13 protein-coding genes are annotated in these 16,765 nt (G+C 67.8%); 3 read left to right on the plus strand and 10 right to left on the minus strand.

Features of this window, described 5'->3' with window-relative positions:
* Positions 1-16 precede the first annotated feature (16 nt).
* Positions 17-598: a polyhydroxyalkanoate synthesis repressor PhaR gene (gene phaR, locus BRX43_RS03720; RefSeq protein ID WP_125993501.1), complete on the minus strand. Its 582-nt coding sequence runs from the start codon at positions 596-598 to the stop codon at positions 17-19.
* 81 nt (positions 599-679) lie between these two features.
* Positions 680-856, minus strand: a complete 177-nt coding sequence (locus BRX43_RS20170; RefSeq protein WP_164523515.1) for a hypothetical protein — start codon at positions 854-856, stop codon at positions 680-682.
* Between BRX43_RS20170 and BRX43_RS03725 the strand changes: the two genes are divergently transcribed.
* Both BRX43_RS03725 and BRX43_RS03730 read left to right on the plus strand, forming a co-directional pair.
* Positions 831-2,015, plus strand: coding sequence for an acetyl-CoA C-acetyltransferase (locus tag BRX43_RS03725; protein WP_125993502.1), 1,185 nt, complete (start codon positions 831-833; stop codon positions 2,013-2,015). The two genes, BRX43_RS20170 and BRX43_RS03725, sit on opposite strands and share 26 nt — an antisense overlap.
* A gap of 159 nt (positions 2,016-2,174) precedes the next feature.
* Positions 2,175-5,444: a TonB-dependent receptor gene (locus BRX43_RS03730; protein ID WP_346962845.1), complete on the plus strand. Its 3,270-nt coding sequence runs from the start codon at positions 2,175-2,177 to the stop codon at positions 5,442-5,444.
* A 57-nt stretch (positions 5,445-5,501) separates the two neighbouring features.
* On the opposite strand, the gene BRX43_RS03735 is transcribed toward BRX43_RS03730, so the two are convergent.
* Together BRX43_RS03735 and BRX43_RS03740 are read right to left on the minus strand one after the other, a co-directional pair.
* On the minus strand, positions 5,502-6,521 hold the full coding sequence (locus tag BRX43_RS03735) for an alanine racemase (RefSeq protein ID WP_241214762.1): 1,020 nt from the start codon (positions 6,519-6,521) through the stop codon (positions 5,502-5,504).
* A 55-nt stretch (positions 6,522-6,576) separates the two neighbouring features.
* The gene (locus BRX43_RS03740; protein WP_125993504.1) at positions 6,577-7,521 is read right to left on the minus strand and encodes an L-threonylcarbamoyladenylate synthase; all 945 of its coding nucleotides are present in this window, start codon (positions 7,519-7,521) and stop codon (positions 6,577-6,579) included.
* Between BRX43_RS03740 and BRX43_RS03745 the strand changes: the two genes are divergently transcribed.
* Complete coding sequence (locus BRX43_RS03745) at positions 7,520-9,274, plus strand: acyl-CoA dehydrogenase (RefSeq protein WP_125993505.1); 1,755 nt, start codon at positions 7,520-7,522, stop codon at positions 9,272-9,274. The genes BRX43_RS03740 and BRX43_RS03745 overlap by 2 nt on opposite strands.
* Positions 9,275-9,278: 4 nt before the next feature.
* Here BRX43_RS03745 and BRX43_RS03750 read toward each other — a convergent pair whose 3' ends face one another.
* From BRX43_RS03750 to ftsH, 6 genes are all read right to left on the minus strand, one after another.
* Positions 9,279-10,385, minus strand: a complete 1,107-nt coding sequence (locus BRX43_RS03750; protein ID WP_125993506.1) for a PepSY-associated TM helix domain-containing protein — start codon at positions 10,383-10,385, stop codon at positions 9,279-9,281.
* Positions 10,386-10,416: 31 nt separating this feature from the next.
* Positions 10,417-11,100 (minus strand): Fe2+-dependent dioxygenase, encoded by a 684-nt coding sequence (locus BRX43_RS03755; protein ID WP_125993507.1) that lies wholly within the window; start codon positions 11,098-11,100, stop codon positions 10,417-10,419.
* 48 nt (positions 11,101-11,148) lie between these two features.
* A complete protein-coding gene (locus BRX43_RS03760) occupies positions 11,149-13,665 on the minus strand; it encodes a TonB-dependent receptor (RefSeq protein WP_125993508.1) in 2,517 nt (838 codons plus the stop codon).
* 52 nt (positions 13,666-13,717) lie between these two features.
* On the minus strand, positions 13,718-14,014 hold the full coding sequence (locus BRX43_RS03765; RefSeq protein WP_241214745.1) for a ribbon-helix-helix domain-containing protein: 297 nt from the start codon (positions 14,012-14,014) through the stop codon (positions 13,718-13,720).
* A gap of 297 nt (positions 14,015-14,311) precedes the next feature.
* The gene (locus BRX43_RS03770) at positions 14,312-14,683 is read right to left on the minus strand and encodes a hypothetical protein (RefSeq protein ID WP_241214746.1); all 372 of its coding nucleotides are present in this window, start codon (positions 14,681-14,683) and stop codon (positions 14,312-14,314) included.
* Between the two features lie 83 nt (positions 14,684-14,766).
* Positions 14,767-16,725 carry an ATP-dependent zinc metalloprotease FtsH gene (gene ftsH, locus BRX43_RS03775; protein WP_125993509.1) on the minus strand — a complete coding sequence of 653 codons (1,959 nt, stop codon included), beginning with the start codon at positions 16,723-16,725 and terminating at the stop codon, positions 14,767-14,769.
* Positions 16,726-16,765 lie beyond the last annotated feature (40 nt).

Genomic DNA, 16,765 nt, shown 5'->3' on the forward strand with positions numbered 1-16,765 from the left:
GGGCGCGTGCGCCGCATCACGAACCGAGCCGGTCGACCTTGGCCTTGAGGTCCGCCAGTTCGGACTTGAGCGCCGCGATCTGGTCGTCCTTGGCGGCGGCGCTGGCGGCGGAGCCCCCCGGGCTCGCGGCCGATGCGGGCGCGGCGGCGGGCTCGGCGCCGGGCTTGAACGCCTGGGTCGCCGCCTCGAACATCGCCATGTTGCGCTTGGCCATCTCCTCGAAGGGCGAGCCGGCGAACGCCCCCTCCAGCGCCGAGCGGAACTGCAACTGGTTGCGGCGGAAGCTGTCCATCGACGCTTCCAGATAGCTCGGCACCATCGACTGCATCGAATCGCCGTACATGGAGATGAGCTGGCGCAGGAAGCTGACCGGCAGCATCGTCTGGCCGCGGCTCTCCTCCTCCATGATGATCTGGGTGAGGACGTTGTGGGTGATGTCCTCTTCGGTCTTGGCGTCGACGACCTTGAACTCGCGGCCCTCGCGCGTCATCGCCGCCAGATGCTCCAGCGTGATGTAGGAGGAGGTCTCGGTGTTGTAGAGCCGGCGGTTGGCATATTTCTTGATGATGACCACACCGCCCGGATTCGGCTTCTTCATGGCAATGACCCCCTCTCGCTGTTTATAGGGGAGACTAGGACCATGGTTGACGCGCCGCAACACGGAGAGCGATGCCGCGCATCATTTTTCCATGCTGCGCAGCAACTTTGCCGGGATCGCGAAGGAAATCCGGAAATTCGCGGCAAGTGCCGCCGAATGCGTGGTGCCCGGCTGGATCGGGACCGGTGGAGCGCCTAGATAGGCCGCGCCTATCACCAGGGGATTTTCCAACGTGACCGCACCCACCGACATCGTCATCACCGCCGCCAAGCGCACGCCCGTCGGCGCCTTTCTGGGCGCCTTCGCCGCGACGCCCGCGCATGAGCTGGGCCGGGTGGCGATCACCGCCGCGCTCGAACAGGCCGGCGTGTCCGGCGAGGAGGTGTCCGAGGTCATCATGGGCCAGGTGCTGACCGCCGCGCAGGGCCAGAACCCCGCCCGCCAGGCATCGATGGCGGCCGGCGTGCCCAAGGAAGTGCCCGCCTGGGGCGTCAACCAGGTCTGCGGCTCGGGCCTGCGCGCCGTGGCGCTGGCGGCGCAGGCGGTCGCGACCGGCGATGCGACGATCGTCGTCGCCGGCGGCCAGGAGTCCATGTCGCTGTCCCCCCATGCGCAGACGATGCGCGGCGGCACCAAGATGGGCAATGTCAGCCTGGTCGACACCATGGTGCATGACGGCCTGACCGACGTGTTCAACGGCTATCACATGGGCATCACCGCCGAGAATCTGGCCGAACAATATCAGGTGACCCGCGCCGAGCAGGATCAGTTCTCGGTCCGCTCGCAGAATCTGGCGGAGGCGGCGCGCGCCTCCGGCCGGTTCAAGGACGAGATCGCGCCGGTGACGATCAAGGGCCGCAAGGGCGACACCGTCGTCGAGCAGGACGAATATATCCGCGCCGGCGCGACGATCGAGAGCGTGTCGGGCGTACGCCCCGCCTTCAAGAAGGACGGCACGGTGACGGCGGCGAACGCCTCGGGCCTGAACGACGGCGCGGCGGCGATCGTGGTGATGACCCGCGCCGAGGCGGAGAAGCGCGGCAGCCCGATCCTGGCGACGATCCGCAGCTGGGCCTCGGCCGGCGTCGATCCGTCGGTGATGGGCATCGGCCCCGTCCCCGCCACCAAGCGCGCGCTGGAAAAGGCCGGCTGGACCGTCGCCGATCTCGACCTGATCGAGGCGAACGAGGCGTTCGCGGCGCAGGCGCTGTCGGTCGGCAAGGAGCTGGGCTTCGACGCGGACAAGGTGAACGTCAATGGCGGCGCGATCGCGCTGGGCCACCCGATCGGCGCCAGCGGCGCGCGCGTGCTGACCACGTTGATCTACGAGATGCAGAAGCGCGACGCCGCCAAGGGCCTCGCCACCCTGTGCATCGGCGGCGGCATGGGCATCGCCATGTGCCTCGAGCGCGTCTAACATAGGGCCGGATCGGATGTTGCAAGCCTGCAACATCCGTTCATCAAACTATCATAATTAATGTAGGTTTGTTGCCTAGCCCCCTGATTCGGGTTTCTTTGTGTCGTGCGGCGGCAAACGTCGGCTCATTCGGCACAATGCCCGTTAAGGGGGAATATCTTGTACCTCACCCGTTTTTTGGGCGCCACGGCGCTCGCCTCGACCCTGCTTGTCTCTTCGATGGCTTGGGCGCAAACCACACCTTCGGGCTCACCGGGTGACATCACCAACCCCGGGCAGACCGAAGCGGATGCGGCGCAGGCCCGTTCGACTGACGATCAGGCCGCCGAAATCACCGTCACCGGTTCGCGCCTCGCCCGGCCGAACGAGATTGCCGGCTCGCCGATCACCACGGTCACGGCGGCCGAACTGGGCGTCACGGCTCGCACGTCCATCGGAGACGTGCTGAACGATCTGCCCCAGTTGACCAGCACCTTCAGCCAGCAGAACTCGACCCGCTTCCTGGGCACGGCGGGCCTCAACCTGCTCAACCTGCGCGGCCTAGGCACGCAACGTACGCTGGTGCTCGTGAACGGCCGCCGCCATGTCGGTGCCGACATTCTCAACAACGCCGTGTCGCCCGACACGAACACCTTTCCCACCGATCTGGTCGAACGGGTCGACCTGCTGACGGGCGCCAGCTCGGCCGTCTACGGTTCGGATGCACTGGCAGGTGTCGTCAATTTCGTCCTCAAGCAGGATTTCGAAGGCGTACAGCTGCGCGGTCAAGGTGCAGTCAGCCAATATGGAGATGCCGGCGCCTATTATACCAGCGTCCTGGCGGGCAAGAATTTTGCCGATGGCCGCGGTAACATCGCGGTGGATCTGGAATATGCGCGCCAGAACAGCGTCTATGCATCCAGCCGGGATTATCTGCGGCAAAACAACACTTTCATCACAGTCGACACCGATACCGCCGGCATCGCGCCGGGCCAGACCCTGATCAACTATGACGGCATCCCTGACAACCAGTTCCTCCGTGACGTCCGCTCGGCCACGCTGTCCGCGGGCGGCCTGGTCACGATTGCCGGGGCGCCGCGCACCGCCAGCGGCTCGGCATTCTCGAATACGTTGTGCGGCGCCGGGGCGCGGGACGTGGTCGGCCGCGCATTCACCTGCAATTATCTGTTCCAGTCCAGCGGAGCCCTGGCGGCGCAGACGGGACAGCGCGTCGGACTGGCAGCAGGTACGGCGGCCAATCCCGTTGGAACGGCGGCCGGATCGTTCCTGGGCGGCAATGGTGATACGCGCCGCGAAGGTCAGCTGATCCAGCTCCAGCCGCAGCTCGACCGCTATTCGGCGAACCTGATCGGCCATTTCGAATTCTCGCCTGCCTTCGTCCCGTTCGTCGAGGCGAAATATGTCCGCACCGACACGTTCGGACAGGGCACATCGGGCCCGGCCTTCTTCACCGGTTCCACGCTCGACGCATTCTACGAGCGGCCGCGGCTCGACAATCCCTATCTCAGTGCCGATGCGCGCACCACGATCGCCAACGCGATCCTAGCCAGCGGCATCAACCCCAACTCGGCCTCCGGTGCCTTGCTGACCGATGCCGACCGCGCTGCGATCGCCAACGGCTCCTACCGCTTCATCCTGCGCAAGAACCTGACGGATCTGGGCATCCGCTCGGAGAAGGCACGGCGTGAAACCTATCGCGCCGTGGTCGGCGCGCGGGGCACGTTCAACGACGACTGGAACTATGAGCTGTCGGCCAATTATGGCGAGTTCAAGGAGCGCACCAAGGTCTTGGGCAACCTGAACCAGCAGCGCATGCTGCTAGCCCTGGACGCTGTGCGCAACCCCGCCACGGGCCAGATCGTCTGCGGCGCACAGCTTGACGCGACCCGCGCCAACCGGATCGCCTCTACGCTCGGCATCGACAATCCGTCGATCCTGGCCGCCGACATCGCCGCCTGCCAACCGGTCAACCCGTTCGGCGTAGGCAACATCTCGGACGCCGCGCGCAACTATGTGCTGACGGACACGGTCTCGCAGGGCAAGATCACGCAGCTCGACATCTCCGGCTTCGTTGCCGGTGACACCAGCGGCTTCTTCAACCTGCCTGGCGGCCCGCTGCAATTCTCGATCGGTGGCGAGTATCGCCGTGAAACCGCGTTCTACGAGCAGGATCCGCTCGTGTCGGCCGGCTACACCTTCTACAATGCCATCGCCCTCTTCGACCCCACGTCGTTCGAGGTGAAGGAAGCATTTGGTGAGCTCAAGCTGCCGCTGCTGAAGGATGTCACGCTCATCAAGGAGCTGACGGTGAGCGGCGCCGGACGCGTCTCGGACTATAAGGGTTCGGCCGGCACGGTCGAAGCCTACAACGCCGATGTCGTCTACTCGCCGTTCGAGGGCGTTCGCTTCCGCGCCGCCTATGGCCGGTCGGTGCGCGCACCGAATCTGTCGGACCTCTACTCGCCGCAGTCGCAGAACTTCGCGTCGGTGGTCGACCCCTGCTCAGCAATCAACATCGCCAGCGGAACCCAGTTCCGTGCGACGAACTGCGCGGCAGCGGGCATTCCGACGAACTATGACTATCGCTACACGCAGACGCTGGAGATTGTCAGCGGCGGCAATCCTAACCTGTCCGTCGAAAAGTCCGACTCCTACACCTATGGCGTCGTGATCCAGCCGGTTCAGACGCCGGGCCTGTCGCTGTCGGTCGACTACTTCAATATCAAGGTCAACAACGTTATCACGGCGCCGAGCGCGCAGCAGATCATCAACAGCTGCTACGACACGCCGCAGCCCAGCCAGCAGTTCTGCGGTCTGTTCCAGCGTGTTGGCGCCGGTCAGACCGGTCCGAACGGCGAGCAGGAATATCGCATCGTCGAGGGTACGCTGCAGCAGACGCTGCTCAACTACGCCAAGCTGCAGGTTCGTGGGATCGACGCCAATCTGGCTTACACCCGCCGGGTCGGCAATGTGCGGCTGTCGTCGCAGATCATCTACACCCACCAGTTCCAGAACGATCAATTCCTGGATCCGACCCAGCCGGGCTTCGCCGACACCATTCGCGGCGAGATCGGCCAGCCAATCGATGCGGTGAACTGGAATATCGGTGCTGACTTCGGCCAGTTCTATACCAACGTACAGATGCGGTATCTGTCCAAGATGTCGGTCGGCGCGATCGAAAACCTAACCACTTTCCAGGGCCGCCCGCCGCAGAACGCTGACATCTACGACATCAACTACTATCCTGAAGTGTTCTACCTCGACTTGAAGCTGGGCGTAAACATCAACGAGCGCTCGAACTTCTACTTCGGCATCGACAATGTCACGAACCGCACACCGCCGCTCTTCTCGACCGGCACGGGCGCGGGCACGGGCATCTACGACGCCATCGGCCGGCGCTTCTACGCAGGCGTCACCGCCCGCTTCTAAAAAAGCGCATCAGGATCAATCGGGCCGGTGGTTTTCCACCGGCCCTTTTTTTGCCGATCACCGCCCGAAGCGGCGGCCGAGCAGCGTCAGCAGCTCATATTGCGACAGGCCGCTCGCCGCCGACTGGCGTGCGAGGTCATAGTCGATCGCGATCCAGTCCCCCTCCGCCAGATCGGGCGCGGCGCTGACGTCGAGCGCGACCAGGTCCATCGACACCCGGCCGATCACCGGCAGCACCGCCTCGCCCACCTGCGCGGAGCCGCTGTTGGAAAAGGCACGGACATAGCCATCGGCATAGCCGAGGTTGATGATCGCCACCTCGCAATCGCGCGGCGCGGTCCAGGTGGCGTTATAGCCGACCGGGTCGCCCGCCGCGACGTGACGGCGTTGCAGCACCTGCGCCTCGGGCGTGACCACCTGCCGCACCCGCCCGGCATAGTCGCCGCGCGGCACCCCGCCATAGAGCGCCAGTCCCGGCCGGGTCAGGTCGAAATGATAGTCCGCCCCCAATGCGATCCCCGCCGAATTGGCGAGGCTCATCCGCCGCGCCCCGGTTCGGCCGGCGAGCGCGGCGAAGCGGCTGCGCTGCTCGCCGTTCATCGCGCTATCCTCGTCGGCGCAGGCCAGATGGCTCATCAGCGTCTCGACCCGAAGCCCGTCGAGCGCGCCATCGGCAATGTCGGCGGGGGCGATGCCCAGCCGGTTGATGCCGGTATCGACCATCACGTCGCACGCGCCGCCGCCGCCCGCGCGCCAGCGCGCGATCTGGGGCAGGCTGTTCAGCACCGGCCGGGCGAACCCCGCACGCGCCGCCGCCATGTCCTCGGCCCGCAGGCCGTGCAGCACCGAGAGGGTCAGGCCCAGCGACGCCAGCGCCTGCGCCTCCGCCCAAGTGGCGACGAAGAAATCGCGACAGCCGGCCCCGGCGAGACGCTCGGCGACGCCGTACGCACCCAGGCCGTATCCGTCCGCCTTGACGGCCGCGCCACAGGCGGCCGTGCCGCTCATCCGGTCGAGCAGGCGCCAATTGGCAATCAGCGCGTCGCCGTCCAGGCGCAGGCGCAACGGAGCAGGGATATCGATCACCCGCGCGGGCATAGGCCGGTGCGCGGCGTCCGTCGACCCGCCCCCGCTACCGGGTCGCGGCGCGGCGCAGCCGGTCGTGGATCGCCTCGCCGATGCCGGTCGCGGGCAGCGGCGCGATGGCGATGCGGACGCGGTCGCTGGCATCGGCGCGGTGCAGCGCGTCGAACAGCCGCGCCGCCGCCTCGGTCAGGTCGCCGGTCGCGGACAGCGTGTCGTCGCCCTCCACCCCGTCGAAGCCGATCAGCCATTCGTCCGCCTCGGCCCAGCGCGCGTCCAGCCGCAGCGGCTTGGCGGGCGCATAATGGGTGGCGAGCTGGCCCGGCGCGGTGATCGTGTCGCCCGCCGGCTTTTCGCCGCCCGACACCAGCCGCCCGAGCACGCGGCCGATCGCCTCGGCGGTGACCGGCCCCGGCCGCAGCAAGGTCGCACCCGCCACGATCGTCGATTCCAGGCCGGCGGCACAGGGGCCGTCATCGATCACCAGCTCCGCCGCCGGGCCCAGGCTGGCGACGACATGCGCGGCGCGAGTCGGGCTGATGCCGTTGCTGCGGTTCGCCGAGGGCGCGGCGAGCGGCCGGTCCGCCGCCACGAGCAGCGCGCGCATCGCCCGGTGGGCGGGCACGCGGATCGCCACCGTGTCCAGCCCCGCCGTGACCAGCGCGGCGATCGGCGCGCCCTTGCGCAGCGGCAGCACCAGCGTCAGCGGTCCCGGCCAGAAGGCGTCGGCCAGCGCGGCGGCGGTCGCATCGAACACCGCCAGCCGCTCCGCCTCCGCCCGGTCGCGGACATGGACGATCAGCGGGTTGAAGCTCGGCCGCCCCTTGGCCGCATAGATGCGCGCGACCGCCGCCGAATCACCGGCGTCGGCGGCCAGGCCATAGACCGTCTCGGTCGGGATCGCGACGAGTCGGCCGGCGCGGATCGCCATGGCCGCCTCGGCAATGGCGGCGGTGCCGTAGCGTCGGACGAGCGGGTTTGGTTCGGCCATCATGTTGCGCCTATATCAGCGCAAAACCCCGGAGAGAAACGTGCCCTTCACGCCCCCCGTCGCCGAACAGCGCCTTGTCCTCGACACCATCGTCGGCCTCGCCGATCTCGCCGCCAGCGATCGGTTCGCCGCCGCCGATGGCGACACGGTCGAAGCGGTGCTGGAGGGGGTGGGCCAGTTCGCCGCCGGCGAATGGGCCCCGCTCGCCCGGATCGGCGACACGGTCGGCGCGCAATGGACGGCGGACGGCGTGGTGATGCCGGCGGGCTACGCCGCCGCCTACCACGCCTATGTCGAGGGAGGCTGGGGCACGATCGGTGCCCCAGCCGACTGGGGCGGACAGGGCCTGCCCTTCGCGCTCCAGACGGCGGTGCTGGAGACGCTGGGCACCGCCAATATGGGCTTCGCGCTCTGCCCGACGCTGACGGTCGGTGCGATCGAGGCGTTGCAGCATCACGGCTCGCCCGCGCAGCAGGCCGCCTATCTGCCGCATCTGTCGACCGGTGAGTGGACCGGCACGATGAACCTGACCGAGCCGCAGGCGGGCAGCGATGTCGGCGCGCTGCGCGCCACCGCCACTCCGCGCGGCGACGGGACGTGGAGCATCAAGGGGACGAAGATCTTCATCTCCTTTGGCGACCATGACATGGCCCCGAACATCGTCCACCTCGTGCTGGCGCGCACGCCCGACGCCCCCGCCGGCACGCGCGGTATCAGCCTGTTCCTGGTGCCCAAATACCGGCTCGACGCGAACGGCGCGCCCGGCGACTTCAACGACGTCCGCGTCGTGTCGATCGAGCACAAGATGGGCCTGCACGCCTCGCCCACCTGCGTGCTGTCGTTCGGCGACCATGACTCGTGCGTCGGCGAACTGATCGGTCCCGAACATGGCGGGATGCGCGCGATGTTCACGATGATGAACAACGCGCGCCTGAACGTCGGCCTGCAAGGCGTGCAGGTGGCGGAGGGCGCGACCCAGGCGGCGATCGCCTATGCACTCGATCGGGTGCAGTCGGCGCGGGCGGGCGGCGCGGACCGTGCGCCGGTGCGGATCGTCGAGCATCCCGATGTCCGCCGCATGTTGCTGCGCATGAAGGCGCAGACCCAGGCGGCGCGCGCCCTGGTCTATTACGCCGCCGGTCAGGTCGATCGCGCGACGCTGGGTGATGCGGCGGCCAAGGCCCGGCTGGAGATGGTGACGCCGCTGGCCAAGGCCCATGCCACCGACCTGGGCAACGAGGTCGCCTCGCTAGGCATCCAGGTCCATGGCGGCATGGGCTATGTCGAGGAGACGGGCGCGGCGCAGTTCTTCCGCGATGCCCGCATCACCCCGATCTATGAGGGGACGAACGGCATCCAGGCCGCCGATCTGGTCGGGCGCAAGCTGGGTCTGGACAATGGCGGGGCCTTCGCCGCGCTGATCGACGACCTGCGCCGCGAAGCGCAAGCGGAGGATCTGGTCGCACTGGTCGCGGCGTGCGACGCGATCGGCCGCCGCCTCGCCACCGCCGATGCGGACGATCGGCTGGCGGCGAGCTATCCGTTCCTGACCATGATGTCGGTGGCGCTGTGCGGCGTGCTGCTGGAGCGCGAGGGCCGGGCGCTGGCCGGCGAGGGCGATTTCGAGACGATGAAGCGCGCCAGCATCCATTTCTATCTGGAGCAGATCGTGCCGGAGGCCCTGGGCCTGCGCGCGGCGGCGAGCGCCCCCGCCACCTCGCTCTACGCGCTGCCGGCGGCCGCCTTCGCGGCCTGATCGCTCAACGGTCGATCACCGCTACGGCCTGGTCCTTGGGGCGACGACGGGTTCGTCGCCACAGGATCAGGCCGGTGATCGTCATCGTCGCGCTGGACAGGCCGGTGACGATGAGGACACCCCGCCACACCGCGCCCAGGCCCCGGCCGCCATGCAGGTCGAGCACGCCGGTGGCCGGCATGTCGAGCGGATGGGCGGAGACGGCGGTGGCGCTGCCCGTATCGTCCGCCACCTTGACCGGCGCGATCCGTGCGTCGGCGAAGCCGACCGTCCAGTCCGGGTCGCGCTCGGTCGGCCACAGGATCGTCCGCACGACAGCGTTCGGATGGAGGTCGGCGGCGCGGCCCAGCACGACCGCCAAAGGTTGCGCGGGACGCGCCATCGGCCGGGCCAGGGCGGACGGTTCCGACCGGAGCCGGGGCGGCGCGCCCGCCAGTCGCGCAAACGGCGCGGGCATGGCCAGCCAGGTCCCGGTCAGCGCGAGCAGGAACAGGGGGCCGACCGACACCAGTCCCAGCAGATGATGGCCGGCGGCCAGCCTGCCCCGCCGATGCCGGTGGCGCAGCACCTGCCGCCATCCGCCGCCATGCGGCCACCCGACATAAAGGCCGGTCAGGCAGCTCAGCATCAGCGCCAGGCCGAGTGCGCCGACGATCACCCGCCCCGCGCTTCCCAGTCCCAGGCCGAGATGCAGACGCTCCAGCACAGCGACCGGGCCGGCATCATGTCCCGCCACCGCCAGCCGATATCCGGTCGACGGATCGAGATAATAGTCCGTACCCCGCGCGCCCGTCACCGGCGCGGTCGTCGCGACCACGACCGCCTCGCCGGGCCCGGCAAGCGTCAGCGCGGCCACACGGGCCCCTGGCGTCAGCACCGGCCGCACCCGATCGACGAACAGGTCGGGCGACAGCATCCGCGAGCCGCTGGCCGCATGGCGATCGGGATGCAGCAGCCGGTCGAGCGTCGCGCCGCCGACCAGCGCCGCGCCCGACAGGGCGATCGGCAGGATCGGCACCGCCAGGATCAATCCGATCCACCCGAGCGGCGCGGTGCGCCCGCCCGTCTTGATAGCCCCTGCCTGTTTCATGATGGCGGGGTGCTGCCCCATGACCCCTGCCCCGTCAATCGCGGCGTGGCGGTCAGGCCTCCGCCCAGCGGCGCAGCAGATTGTGGTAGACGCCGGTCAGCGTCACCGCTGCGGGCTCGCCCTGGCCCTGCGCGGCGGCGACCATCTGCACGCCGCGATCCAGCTCGAACAGGATGCGCCGCGCGCCGTCGTCGCGTACCATCGACTGCAACCAGAAGAAGCTGGCCACCCGCACGCCGCGCGTCACCGGCGTCACCCGGTGCAGGCTGGACGCCGGGTAGAGCACCATATGGCCGGCGGGCAACTTCACCACCTGCGGCCCGAACTGGTCCTCGATCACCAGCTCGCCGCCGTCATAGGCGTGCGGGTCCTCCAGGAACACTGTCGCCGACAGGTCGCTGCGGATGCGGAAGTCGCTGCCCCGCTTCATCCGGATGGCATTGTCGACATGCAGGCCGAAATCCTGCCCGCCGGCATAGCGGTTGAACAGCGGCGGAAACACCTTGAGCGGCAGCGCCGCCGCCACGAACAGCGGCGACCGGCCCAGCGCGTCGAGGATCAGCCCGCCCGCCTCGCGCGCCGCCGGCTGGTCCTCGACCAGTTGCTCGTTGCGCTTGGCGAGCGCCGCCTGCGGACCGGAAGTGACGTTGCCGTCCACCCATTCCCCGGCATCGATCAATGCCCGCACCCGCGCGACGCCCGCCGGGTCCAGCACATCGGGAATCGCGATCAACATGGCCCACTCCGTCGCCACCCCGACCCGGGGCCGGGGCGGCGTAGCATATCAGAAGCTGTAGAACAGGCTCAGCACCGCCTGCCGCCGGTCGCCGGGCATCGCCCAGCCGCCGGTTACCGCCCCCGTGGTCGCGTTCACGTTGCTGCGCACGGTCGTGAAATATTTGGCATCGGTGACGTTCTGCACATTGAGCTGCGCGGTCAGCCCGCCGCCGAAGCTATAGGCCAGATAGGCGCGGTGGATCAGGTAATCGTCCACCCGGAACTGCGTGCCATTGGCCAGCACCGGCGAATAGGTGGCGAACTTGCCCTGATAGGTCAGGCCATAGCCCAGCTCCAGACCGAAGGGCAGCGTGTAGGTGGTGAACAGGCTACCCGAATGGTGCGGCGTCTGGGGCAGAGCGGTGCCGCGCTGCGGGTCCGGGTTCGCCGCCGAATTGCCGCAGCCGCCCAGGCCCGGCGTCGCCAGGCACCGGCCGGACACGGATTGCTGCACCTCGCTGTCCAGATAGGTGTAGTTGGCGAAGATCGTCCAACGCCGCGTCAGGCTGCCGGTCGCGCCCAGCGCGATGCCGTCGACCCGGCTGCGCCCGTCGAGCACCTGCACCTGCGGCGCGGTGGGGTCGTTGCTGGCGACGCGGTAATTGGTCCGCTCGTTGCGGAACACGGCCGCGGTCAGCTCCAGCCGGCGGTCGAACAGCCCGGCCTTCACCCCCGCCTCGTAATTGCGCGCGGTTTCGGGCGCGACGTCGCAGGGCTGGAACAGCGTGTTGCCGGTGACGGTCGGCACGCCGCAGCCCAGCCGCACCGTTGCCGAGGACGGCGTCTTCGCATTGCCATAGCCGGCATAGAGGCTGACATTGGCGACCGGGTGGAACACGCCGCCGATGCGATAGGAGAAGAGCCGCTCATGGCTCTGTTGCGGCGCCTGTTGCAGCGCGGTCAGCGGGGCCGTGCCCGGCGGCGTCACCGCCAGCGGCAATTGCCGGAAGGATGCATCCTGCACCTCCCACCGGACGCCGCCGTTCAATTCGAAATAGCGGCCCAGCTCCAGCGTGTCGAAGGCATAGACCGCCAGGTTGCGCGTCGTCGACTTGGACTGGGCGGTCAGCGTATAATGGGTCGACCCGGCATAGTCGGTATTCGGGTTGGCCAGGCTGATCTGCGGCAGCAGGATCGGCGCGCCCGCTGCGTTGCGCAGCAGGCTGGCGGTGTCGATGCGATAATCCTCGATCGTGCCCGACAGGCCGATATTGGCGACGTTGCGCACGCCGCCCTTCTCGCCCCGTTCCCAGCGCAGGTCCGTCTGGTTGTAGAGGAGCTGGTTCTCCTGGTCGCGCACCAGCCCGCGCGGACCGCTCGGCTGGTAGAAGCCCGGTGCAACCGTGACGGCGACGGTGGACAAAGCCGTGCCCGTTCCGTCCGGACCGCCGGCCGCGACATTGCTGACCGTGCCGGTGCAGGGCAGCCCGACCGTCGCCGATCCATTCGCGCCCACCGGCTGGCGACCGGTCGAGGCGAGGCAGAACAGGCCCTGGGGCGCGCTGGTCACGCTGCGCTGGCCGACCCGCTGCCACCGCGTCAGGTTGCGGAGCGACACCCCGTCGCCGGCATCATGGCGGAAGGTCGCGGTGAAACGGTCGACCGTCACCTTCTGCCGATCGAGATTGGCGATGCCGAAATATTCGGCGCGGCTGACGCCCGGCAGCGGACCGTCATTCACGGCGCTGCGGAAATAGGGCACGCCATAGATCGGCGTATTGTCGTCCTGCTGATGGACATAGGCGAGGGTCAGGCTGGTCGGGCCGTCGATGCCGATCGTGACCGAGGGGGCGATACCCCAGCGCTTGTACCGCTCGACCTTGCGACCGGGCACGTCGTTGCGGTGCACGACCGCATTCAGCCGCACCGCGCTGTCCGCGCCGATCCGACGATTGGCATCGACCGACCCGCGCCAGTAATCGTCGGTGCCGACCGACGCCTGGACGATCGTCAGATCCTCCGCGCGCGGCTCCTTGGTGACGAGGTTGATCGTGCCGCCGACCGAACCCGATCCGTTGAACACCGAATTGGCCCCATTATAGACTTCGATCTGCTGGAGGTTGAACGGGTCGGTGCGGCTATATTGCGCGGAGTCGCGAACGCCGTCGACGGTGATGTCGTTGTTCGCCGAAAAGCCGCGCAGATTGATGCTGTCGCCATAGCCGCCACCGCCCTCGCCCGCGCCGAAGGTGATGCCGGGAATCGTCTGGAGCGCGTCGCGCAACGTCAGTAGATTCTGCTTGCGCAGCGTCTGGTCGGAGATGACCGTGATCGTCTGCGGCGTGTCGAGCAGCGCGGAGGTCGCCTTGGGACTCTCCACCATGGCGGGTGCGGCGCCTGGGCGACCGTTGACGACGATCTCATCCCGTGCCGTCTCGCGCCGCGCATCCTGACCGCGCACCTGAGCGTCCCGGATACGCTCGGCCGGCACGGGCGCGGCCGCATGATCGGCCGCCATCGCCGGTGCCGATGCGATGAACCCAACGCAGGAAAGCGCCAGAAACGGCGCGGCGGCTGTCGACATGATTGCTATCCCCTTTATGCCGGGCAGCATTTATTGCGAATGCATCGCACTGTCAACGCAATTGCGAACCATTTTCATCTATTTGCAAGCGCTCACTCAGGAGCCAGCTTCGCAAGGCGCTGGCGAGATTGGGCGGCTCCTCCGCCATGATCCTCAAGGCATCGATCTCGGCGACCAGCGCGGACAGCGGCAGCGCGCGGTCCAGCGCGCATTGTTCCAACAGGGCCCAGAACAGTGGTTCCAGGCTGATCGAGGTCTGGTGGCCGGCGATGGTGATCGATCGCTTGATCGGGCCGACAAAGCCGCCCGGCGGGGCATTCAGGGACGGGGCGGGCATGGCGCGCATCATCCCGGATCGCGGCGGGGGTGGCAATCATTGACATTGTCTTTCCCGCATGGAGGCGTCGCCGATGCGTGGCCGCACCGAATGTCGGTCAAGCCCTGTGACAATGCCGCGCCATGGGCCTCGCCGTCGATCGCGTCAGCGGACAGGATGGGTCGGGGCCACCAAATGTTCGGCAGGCGATCCTGACGACCTGCCGATTACAGGCCTACGCACCATGCCATCTGGTTGCACGGAAAGACGACGTTGGCTCCCCAAATGCACGGCGGCAGCCGCACTATCTTAGGGCGGCAGGATCAGGCGTCAGCAGGGAAAACGCCGCGACAGCACGCGGGCATAGCCATCCTTCAACGGTTTGCGCTGGTCGGCGGCGGGCAGGCGCGCCAGTTCGTCGAGCATGTCCTCGATGCCGATCGTCTCGCCATCGGGTACGCAGGCGATCGGCCGCTTGCCAGCCTTCACGCGCGCTTCACTCTCCGCCTTCAACTCCTGCCGGGCTAGGCGCGCCTCTTCTTTCAGGACCTGAAAGTCGGGCGACAGCAGGGCCGCGAAGCCCTGCGTCCGAAGCGTGTTGGCGCGGGCGACGAAGGTGCCGGTGGTCATCGCCGCGCCGGCCGGCACAGCACTGAGCATCACGGCAAAAAGCGCTGCAAAAACATGGGTCTTACGCAACATGGGCCGACCTTCCTGTGGGAAGGCCGGCCCATGAACGATCGGTCCTTGCACCGTCATGAACGGACGATGCCGATCCGGAGACATCAGGCACCCAGCGGCGTCGGATTGCCGAACGGTCCGGGGGTGCGGCGGGTCTTCGGGATCGACGTTCCCGCCGCCTTCATCGCCGGGGCCTTGGGACCCTGATCGACCCGGCCGATCTCCTCACCCGCGATCAGCTTCTTGATCTCGTCGCCCGACAGCGTCTCATATTCGAGCAGCGCGCCGGCGAGCAGGTGAAGCTGGTCGAGATGTTCGGTCAGCACATGCTTGGCACGATGCAGGCCGCCCTCGACGATCGACTTGATCTCGTCATCGATCAGTTGCGCGGTCTGGTTCGACATGCGCACCGGCTGCGACGAGGAGTAGCCGAGGAAGCTTTCGCCTTCGGGCTGGGCATATTCGACCGGCCCGACCTTGTCCGACATGCCCCATTTGGTGACCATGTCGCGGGCCAGTCCCGTGGCGTACTGGATGTCGCCCGACGCGCCCGACGACACCTTGTCATAGCCAAAGATGACCTCTTCGGCGACGCGGCCGCCCATCGACACCGCCAGATTGGCGTACATCTTGTCGCGGTGATAGCTGTAGCTGTCCCGCTCCGGCAGGCGCATCACCATGCCCAGCGCACGACCGCGCGGGATGATCGTCGCCTTGTGGATCGGATCGGAGGCCGGCTCGTGCATCGCGACGATGGCATGGCCCGCCTCGTGATAGGCGGTCATCCGCTTCTCGTCGTCGGTCATCACCATCGAGCGCCGCTCGGCACCCATCATCACCTTGTCCTTGGCCTCTTCGAACTCGGCCATCGCGACCAGGCGCTTGCCCTTGCGCGCCGCCATCAGCGCCGCCTCGTTGACCAGGTTCGCGAGATCCGCGCCCGAGAAGCCCGGCGTGCCGCGCGCGATGGTGCGCGAGTCGACATCGGGGGCCAGCGGCACCTTCTTCATATGGACTTCGAGGATCTTCACGCGACCCTCGATATCCGGACGGGGCACCACGACCTGGCGGTCGAAGCGGCCCGGACGCAGCAGCGCGGGGTCCAGCACGTCGGGGCGATTGGTCGCCGCGACGATGATGATGCCCTCATTCGCCTCGAAGCCGTCCATCTCGACCAGCAGCTGGTTCAGCGTCTGCTCGCGCTCGTCATTGCCGTTGCCCAGGCCCGCGCCACGATGGCGACCGACCGCGTCGATCTCGTCGATGAAGACGATGCACGGCGCCGACTTCTTGGCCTGTTCGAACATGTCGCGGACGCGGCTGGCACCGACGCCGACGAACATCTCGACGAAATCCGAGCCCGAGATGGTGAAGAAGGGCACGCCCGCCTCACCCGCGATCGCACGCGCCAGCAGCGTCTTGCCGGTGCCGGGCGAGCCGACCAGCAACGCGCCCTTGGGGATCTTGCCGCCCAGACGCGCGAACTTGGTCGGGTCCTTCAGGAAGTCGACGATCTCGGTCAGCTCGGCGCGCGCCTCGTCGATGCCGGCGACATCGTCGAAGGTGACCTTGCCTTCCTTCTGCGTCAGCATCCGGGCGCGGCTCTTGCCGAAGCCCATCGCGCCGTTGGCGCCGCCGCCCTTCTGCATCTGGCGCAACACGAAGAAGGCGATGCCAAGGAACAGCAGGAAGGGGAGCGACTGGTAGAGCAGCACCATCCACACCGACGGACCGTCGTCGGTCTTGGCGGTGAAGCTGACGCCCTTCTCGCGCAGGCGCGGGATCAGGGTCGAGTCCTGCACCGGCGAGGTGCGATAGGCCTCACCCGACGAAAGCTGACCGGTGATCGCGTCGCGCGAGATGACCGCGTTCTTCACCGTGCCTTCGTCGACCTTGTCGAGGAACGCCGAATAATCGATCGCGGTGCCGCGCGGCGTCGCGCTGCGGCCGTCGACCATCGTCACGAACAGCGCGAGGCCCAGCAGAATCGCCACCCAGATGAGGAGGCTCTTCATCCAGGGATTGCCACCGCTGCCGCCAGGCTGCTTGTCGTTGTCGTTCATGGGCTACCTTTCAGCAGACAAGATAAGCGCACCGGGGTTA

Source organism: Sphingomonas sp. S-NIH.Pt15_0812 (genome assembly GCF_003951315.1).
GTDB lineage: Bacteria > Pseudomonadota > Alphaproteobacteria > Sphingomonadales > Sphingomonadaceae > Sphingomonas.